Annotated in this window: 7 protein-coding genes; all 7 read right to left on the bottom strand. The window is 39.1% G+C overall.

All coding sequences use genetic code 11. The features are described 5' to 3' along the window. Positions 1–446: 446 nt before the first annotated feature. Positions 447–1,790, bottom strand: coding sequence for a DUF58 domain-containing protein (locus tag QM629_RS05940; protein ID WP_415158182.1), 1,344 nt, complete (start codon positions 1,788–1,790; stop codon positions 447–449). Next, positions 1,790–2,767 carry an AAA family ATPase gene (locus QM629_RS05935; protein ID WP_415158180.1) on the bottom strand — a complete coding sequence of 326 codons (978 nt, stop codon included), beginning with the start codon at positions 2,765–2,767 and terminating at the stop codon, positions 1,790–1,792. Before QM629_RS05935 ends, QM629_RS05940 begins: the two co-directional genes overlap by 1 nt. Positions 2,768–2,848: 81 nt before the next feature. Beyond that, a complete protein-coding gene (locus QM629_RS05930; RefSeq protein WP_415158178.1) occupies positions 2,849–3,685 on the bottom strand; it encodes a helix-turn-helix domain-containing protein in 837 nt (278 codons plus the stop codon). Between the two features lie 129 nt (positions 3,686–3,814). Then, positions 3,815–5,689: a M1 family metallopeptidase gene (locus QM629_RS05925; RefSeq protein ID WP_415158176.1), complete on the bottom strand. Its 1,875-nt coding sequence runs from the start codon at positions 5,687–5,689 to the stop codon at positions 3,815–3,817. Positions 5,690–5,716: 27 nt separating this feature from the next. After that, positions 5,717–6,289, bottom strand: coding sequence for a nucleotidyl transferase AbiEii/AbiGii toxin family protein (locus QM629_RS05920; protein ID WP_415158174.1), 573 nt, complete (start codon positions 6,287–6,289; stop codon positions 5,717–5,719). 8 nt (positions 6,290–6,297) lie between these two features. Then, positions 6,298–6,603, bottom strand: a complete 306-nt coding sequence (locus QM629_RS05915) for a DUF6922 domain-containing protein (RefSeq protein ID WP_415158172.1) — start codon at positions 6,601–6,603, stop codon at positions 6,298–6,300. A 171-nt stretch (positions 6,604–6,774) separates the two neighbouring features. Then, a complete protein-coding gene (locus tag QM629_RS05910; protein WP_415158170.1) occupies positions 6,775–6,939 on the bottom strand; it encodes an ATP-binding cassette domain-containing protein in 165 nt (54 codons plus the stop codon). Positions 6,940–7,015 lie beyond the last annotated feature (76 nt).

Raw genomic sequence — 7,015 nt, 5'->3', positions numbered from 1 at the left:
TTCATTTTGCCCATGCGATAATTTGCGACCATCTATCTTTTGGCCTATAAGTACTTCTAAATTTTGCATACGCAAAAGTAGGAAAATAAAGCGAGAAATGTCGCCTATCCTGTGAAATAGTTAGTAACAGTTTGCTTTATTACAAATTGGTTAGCAGGAACCAACAGATGTTTTTCTAAAGGCCAATTCTTCAAACAGCTTAAAAAAATTACCGCTTATTCGTACAAGCAAGATTGCGACAGTAGATAAAACTTTAGCAAAACGGCTTTTAGGAAAACGCTCAGCAGCTGAATTATTAGAGTTAGACGGAAAACTCAAAATATTATTACAGCTAACTTAACAAAAGGCACATACCACCAATAACAAAGATTCGTTGCGTACGAAGTGCCGCAATGAACCCGCCGCTGCGGTTCTGCATATTGATGATTTGGGGTTCTTCCTTCTTCTTACACCACCTGCCTCTCCTTTAACTCTAAATATTTATTGATGGTATTGGCCGTAAGTTTTTGCGGCGCTGTAAGCAAACTCATAATACCATGTTTTTGCAGCTCTTTTACTATCTGCCTTTTCTCAAAAGCAAACTTGTTGGCGATGGTTTGATGATAAACGCCTTCAACCGTTTGCGCTTTGGTTTGCTGTAATGCGGCGAGTTCTGTGTTTTCAAAAAATATAACCAGTAAAGGATGGTGCGTTGAAAGCTGCTTTAAATAAGGTAACTGCCTTTCCATACTATAGAGGCTTTCAAAATTGGTGAAAAGAATTAGCAGGCTCCGCTGTTTTAAATGATAGCGCGTATGCACATACAGGGCTTCAAAATCACTATCCATAAAATCTGTTTGCTGCCTGTATAAAGTTTGCAGGATAAGGTTTATTTGCGCCGGTTTCTTATCGGGCTGAATAAACTGGTCTGTCTTTTTATCAAACGTTAGCAAACCGCTTTTATCCTGTTTTAACAGAACTATATTGCTTAATACAAGCGTTGCATTAATAGCATAATCCAGCAGCGTCATGCCTTCAAATGGCATTTTCATACTGCGGCCTTTATCTATCAAACAAACAACCTGCTGGCTGCGCTCATCCATATAATTATTCACCATCAGGCCGCTTTTGCGGGCGGTGGCTTTCCAGTTGATGCGGCGGTAATCATCGCCCTGCACATATTCTTTTATCTGCTCAAACTCAAGGCTGCTGCCCAGCTTGCGCAAACGCCTTGAACCACCCTGCCGCAACTGGCTGGTAACGGCCATCAACTGGTATTTCTTCATCTGCATGAACGATGGATATACAGCAACCTTCTGTTCTTCACCACCTGTTATATGGCGAATGACCATATTCAGCGGCCCGCGCAAAAAAATATTAATGATACCGAAAAAATATTCACCGCGTTCTGTTGGCTTTAAGTAATAATCAAATGAAAGCACTTCATGCTCTTTCATCCCGAAATTCCTTTTCCAGTTTCTTTGCTGAAACTGCACAGGCAGCTCATCAATAACTTCAACAGCTACTTTATATGCCCGCCGGTTAGTGAGCTCAATCGTTACTTTATTTTCATCGCCGTTGCTAAAGCGTTCGGCGCAAAAACGTTTTGCCGTTACAGGTTTACTACCTGCAAATACAATAATAAAGTCAAGTATAACAGTGAGGCATAAACACAGCAAAGCAATGGTTGCAATCTGTTGCAAAGGCCCAGCAAAGAATGCAAGAATAAACAGTGCGACAATAACAGAACCAATGGTATAAAATAACCCGGTAAAATAAAAACGCAGGCGGTAAAATATACGCTTCAGCATTATCTTGGCACTTCAATGGAATGAATAATTTTTTCAATTACCTCGTCTTCATTTATTCCTTCCATTTCTTTTTCAGGCGCAAGAATGATGCGATGCCGCAGCACCGGCCTGGCTATATAAATAATATCATCCGGAATTACAAAATCCCTTCCTGATAAGGCTGCATACGCTTTGGCCGCATTTAATATGGCCAGCGTTGCACGGGGCGAAGCGCCAAGGTAAATGGCTTTATCATTTCTTGTGGCAACCGCAATTTTTACAATGAAATGAATAAGTTTTTCTTCCACCACAATATGTTTTATCAGTTGCCTTAAATGAACAACCTGTGCATCACTTATTACGGGCTCAACAATATTCAGCACGTTATCTTCTGTAAAATGATGGAAACGCTGCAGCATGCTTACTTCTTGCGCTTCGTTGGGATAAGGTACAATTATCTTGAACAAAAACCTGTCTAGCTGCGCTTCCGGCAAACGATAAGTGCCTTCCTGCTCAATCGGGTTTTGTGTGGCAATCACCATAAAAGGGTTTTGCATTATATGCGTAATGCCATCCATAGTTACCTGCTGTTCCTGCATTACTTCAAATAACGCGGCCTGCGTTTTGGCAGGGGCACGGTTTATTTCATCAATCAAAACAATATTGCTGAAAACGGGACCGTGCTTAAATTCAAACAGGCCTGTGCCGGGGTTGAAAATGTTGGTGCCAAGCACATCGCTTGGCATAAGGTCCGGCGTAAACTGTATGCGGCTGAAACCCGTTTTTAAACATTTTGAAACCAGCCTTGCCGTTAAGGTTTTGGCAACGCCGGGCACGCCTTCAATCAATACATGGCCGTTGGCAAGCAGCGCCACCATAATTAAACGCACCATATCATCCTGCCCGACTATAACTTTTTTTATTTCGGATTGCAGATTGAACATGGCTTTATTCAAATCTTCAAGGTTTATTCTTTGCTCAAAAATTTCTTCATTCATTTAAAAGTTTTTGTCTGTCAATGATAACAATAAATTCAACATGCATAACAATGCATTGCAAGCTGTTTAAAAGTGCGGAGATTATGCAATAGATTTCCGGTAGTTTGCAGGGCTTATACTCCTTGCTTTTTTAAAGAAGTGCGATAAATGGCTTTCATCTGTAAATCCAAATTCATCTGCTATTTGCTTCATGGTTGTTTTGCCCGATGCAATTCTTTTTTCAATAAGCCTGATGCGGTAATCATTAATGTAATCCCGGTAACTTATCTCAAAATTTCTTTTAAAATAGGCGCTGAAATAAGCCGGTGAAATGTGAAAATAACTGGCGATATTTTTTATAAGTATCAACGATGGTTCGTAAATATGTTGATGTATATATGAAATCAGCTCTTCTTTACCAGGCTGGCCGTTATCAATGCGGATACCGAGTTTGGCAGCCGCTTCGCGTATCAAGCCAAATATGGAAAGCAACTGGAAATATACCAGCGGAGAAGACGCCACATCTTTACGGCAGTTATAAGCCACTATATTTTCAACTGTGTTTTTAAGTATGGATATACAAGGCTCATCCATCTTCAGCTTTACTTCTTTCAGCAATTTATTATGCATGATCTCCTCAGGCCTTGTAACAAGAAAGGCATCCGGGTGGTTGAACTTGTGGCTTTCAAAATAACTGTCGGTAAATTTTATAAAAGTAAAATGGGTGCTTTTTTTAATATCAAAATAATGCTCGTCTTCTGGGGAAAGAATAAACAGGTCGCCCGCTTTATAAGGTAACTGGTTATGATTGAGTAAATGAATGCCGTAACCTTTTCGTATATAAATCAGTTCATAATAAGTGTGGCGATGAACGGGGAGATGAAATTCCCGTTCTTCAAAATCATCAATAACCAGCGGTTCAAATTGCTTTCTTCTCATGAAGGTAGTATAATGTTAACTGATGAAATAATAATATAAATCTACTGTACAAATGTGAAACAGGCCGGTAACTGCTTCCTGCATGGGATAACATTTAATGCTAAGAACGGCTGGAGTGTTTATATCACTCTATAATTTATATTCATTATCGCCGGGCGTGGCATCCATAAAAATGCCGCCATCTAATTTTACAGCACTTAATGCTGCTTTATTATCAATTGTAACGGTAATGGTTTTATCATTTTTGCTCCAGACTGCGGGTGTGAAATGCTGTGTTGTTTGCCGGCCATTTTTATCTGTTGCAATTACATTAAACGGAATGGCAAAGCCGCCAACATTTTGAATGGTTATGGTTGTTTTATTATTTTTTAACTGGACGTTGTTGATTTTTAAATCAAGATAATTATTGCTGAAGAACCAGTTGTTCCAGAACCAGTTTAAGTTTTGGCCAGCGCCTGTATTTATTGAATAAAAATAGTCCCACGGAATTGGATGCCTGCCATTCCAGTTATCCATATAATGATGCAAAGCCTTTTTAAACAGATCGTCGCCCAGCAAATCTTTTAATGCGAGGTAAGATAAAGATGCTTTGCCATAAGAATTATTACCATAACCGGCGCCGCTTACCTGCGTTGACATACTAATGATGGGCTGGTCTTCTTCCGTAGAAGGATCATTGATATACCTTCTTATCCTGAAACTTTTATAAAAATTATCTGCGGCTGTTTTACCGTTCTCTTCAATGCCAATTATATATTCCCAGGTGGTGGCCCATCCTTCGTCCATAAAAGCATAACGTGTTTCGTTAATGCCCATATAAAAAGGAAAATAGGTGTGCGCTATTTCATGGTCTGCCACCAGTTGGGCAAAACTCAAATTATCTGTGGTGCCGTCGTTTATCATCATCGGGTATTCCATATCTGCATAGCCCTGAAAAGATGTCATCTTTGAAAACGGGTAAGGAACACCGGGCCATTGCGTAGAAAAGTACCTTAAAGCATGCTGTGCAAATCTGGTATAAGCGTGAAAATCTTTTGCTGTGTCGTTATAAGCAGATTGCACACTGGCGCGGCGATTGTTTTCAGGATCAACAATAACGCTTGCGGCATCCCAAACATAATTTTTGCTTGTGCCAAAACATACATCGGTAATGTGATCTGCTTTAAACTTCCAGGTGTTCCATTCGTTTTGCTGCGTTATTTTTCCCTGCTGCATTTCATCAAAACCGGCAATTTGTATAACACTGTCTGACGTGTAAGATGTTTTCAAACGCTGTGCTATAGCAGGTTGCAGCACCTCGTCCGGATTTAAAAAATCACCTGTAGCCCATACAACAAAATTTTTGGGTGCTGTTACATTTAACGTGTAATCATTAAAATCATTATAAAACTCCTGCCGGTCTGTATGCGGTATCATATCCCAGCCATTGTAATCATCATATACAGAAACACGCGGATAGCTGTAGGCGCAGTAGAAAGTGGTTGAATCAATCTGGCCTTCCCTGCCGCTTTGCCTGGATAAAGGATAGCTCCATTCAATTTCCAGCGTGGCATTGGAATGCGGCATCATTGCAGATTTTAATTTTACCGGGTTTACTGTGCCCCAGTCGTCGCTGTTGATATCGTAAACTGTTCCATCAATTTTAAATGAAGCAATATGTAAGCCTGAGTCAAGAAAATCGTTGCCTGCCATGCCGGAACGTGGCGCATTAGGTTTATGAATGTTATTGACAAAGCGGATGGCAATCATGCTTAATGTATCAGGACTGTTGTTGGAATACACAATTTTTTCTGTTCCTGATATGGATTTTGTGTCTGCATGAACTGTAACATTGATATCATATACACCTTTGTTTTGCCAGTAATCTGGCCCGGGCGCACCGGTTAATGCGCGTGTGCCTTTTGTATAGGCATTTTTAATATTGCGGGGCATGTAAAGGTCTTGTGCACTGATAAAGGAATTTGATAAAGTAATCAAAATACAAAGCAGGCAGATACGTGTCATGAATTTTTATTTTATTGTGAATGATTGTTATGATAAATATTCCCTTACACTTTTTTGAATGGTTTTTTTTACAGAATCCCATGTTTGATTTTTAAGGCTTACGGGATCTTCGCTTTCCTCTGCATCATCAAAATAGGTGATGGCTTGTGGAATAGTTATTAAAAGGTTTTGCGAAGGGTATTTTTTATTATGAAAAGAAATCATTTCAGCTAATTTATAATGTTGCAAAAGCTCTGCTAAATCCCAGAAATCTTTTTTCTTTCCTCTTCCTAGTATAGCATTTATTTTCATCGCGGTAATGTCGGGTGAACTGTATAAGCGTATGCCTTCAATAGTATCAGGCTGGTGTATGATTGGATGTTTATAGTGTATAATATCAACTTTTATTTCTTCTATAAAGCAAAAAATCCCCCATTTCGGATTTTGATTTTCCATATAAAAATCACCGGAAAATTCTTTTTGTAACACATTTACGATATTTGCAGTATCGAAATTTTCATTTGAAAAAAGATCAAGATCAACTGAAATTCTATGGCCGAATTTTAACGCCAGGGCAGTTCCACCAACAAGATAAAAGCTATTAAATTCCTTTAACCTCATTACCCGCTTTAATATGGATAAAGCGCCGGGTTTAATTGCCTCAGTTTGTAGCATTTAAAATCATTAACTGGTGTATCAATTATAGCAGAAGCCAGGTGTAATCTTCTTTCGGGAAGATATTTTGCTGTGATCAATATATCCTTTATCAATTCATCGCCGTAATATCTTCTGCATTGGCGTATATCATCCACATCGCCCCGCTCAAATACACGTTCAATTACAAACCTGGCACGTTTATCATAATCCAAAGCATCAAAATTCACGTCCCAGAAAATGCGCCGGTTAAAAACAGGTTTTTTACTCGCTTTATTCATACGGTAAAGTTACGGTTTGAATTTTCAAGCCGGTTGTTTCGCTTTATTGTTTTTCAAAATCATAATAATAGGCCTGGAATAGCACAAATGCGATAATGAGCATTAAGATGCCAGGTAAAATGCCTGTATTGTAGAGTATAATAAAAAACAGGCCCATCGCTATGCCAAATACTATTTTAATAAAGGCAGCAGCCCGGCGATTATTTTAAGGAAGGTTGTTTTACCGCTGCCGTTTTCACCCTGCAATAATATTATCCCATTTTGTATAACGAGCGATGGCACGTTCAGCGCCGTAGTGGTTGAATATTCTTTTTTAAGGCTGTTAAAACGCAGCATCAGCTAAATAAAGCAAATTCTGTATTGCAGGGGAATACTTCATCAATTTAAACAAATTTTTATTGCATGCCTATGT

Source organism: Parafilimonas sp., assembly GCF_047606085.1.
Lineage (GTDB): Bacteria > Bacteroidota > Bacteroidia > Chitinophagales > Chitinophagaceae > Parafilimonas.
Note: the sequence above shows the minus strand (reverse complement) of the source record. Positions and strands in the feature narration are given on the sequence as shown.

Bases quoted from the DNA above. Each gene is read 5' to 3' on its own strand.
- QM629_RS05940 (WP_415158182.1), bottom strand. From the start codon at position 1,790: ATGCTGAAGCGTATATTTTACCGCCTGCGTTTTTATTTTACCGGGTTA.
- QM629_RS05935 (WP_415158180.1), bottom strand. From the start codon at position 2,767: ATGAATGAAGAAATTTTTGAGCAAAGAATAAACCTTGAAGATTTGAAT.
- QM629_RS05930 (WP_415158178.1), bottom strand. From the start codon at position 3,685: ATGAGAAGAAAGCAATTTGAACCGCTGGTTATTGATGATTTTGAAGAA.
- QM629_RS05925 (WP_415158176.1), bottom strand. From the start codon at position 5,689: ATGACACGTATCTGCCTGCTTTGTATTTTGATTACTTTATCAAATTCC.
- QM629_RS05920 (WP_415158174.1), bottom strand. From the start codon at position 6,289: ATGAGGTTAAAGGAATTTAATAGCTTTTATCTTGTTGGTGGAACTGCC.
- QM629_RS05915 (WP_415158172.1), bottom strand. From the start codon at position 6,603: ATGAATAAAGCGAGTAAAAAACCTGTTTTTAACCGGCGCATTTTCTGG.
- QM629_RS05910 (WP_415158170.1), bottom strand. From the start codon at position 6,939: ATGCTGCGTTTTAACAGCCTTAAAAAAGAATATTCAACCACTACGGCG.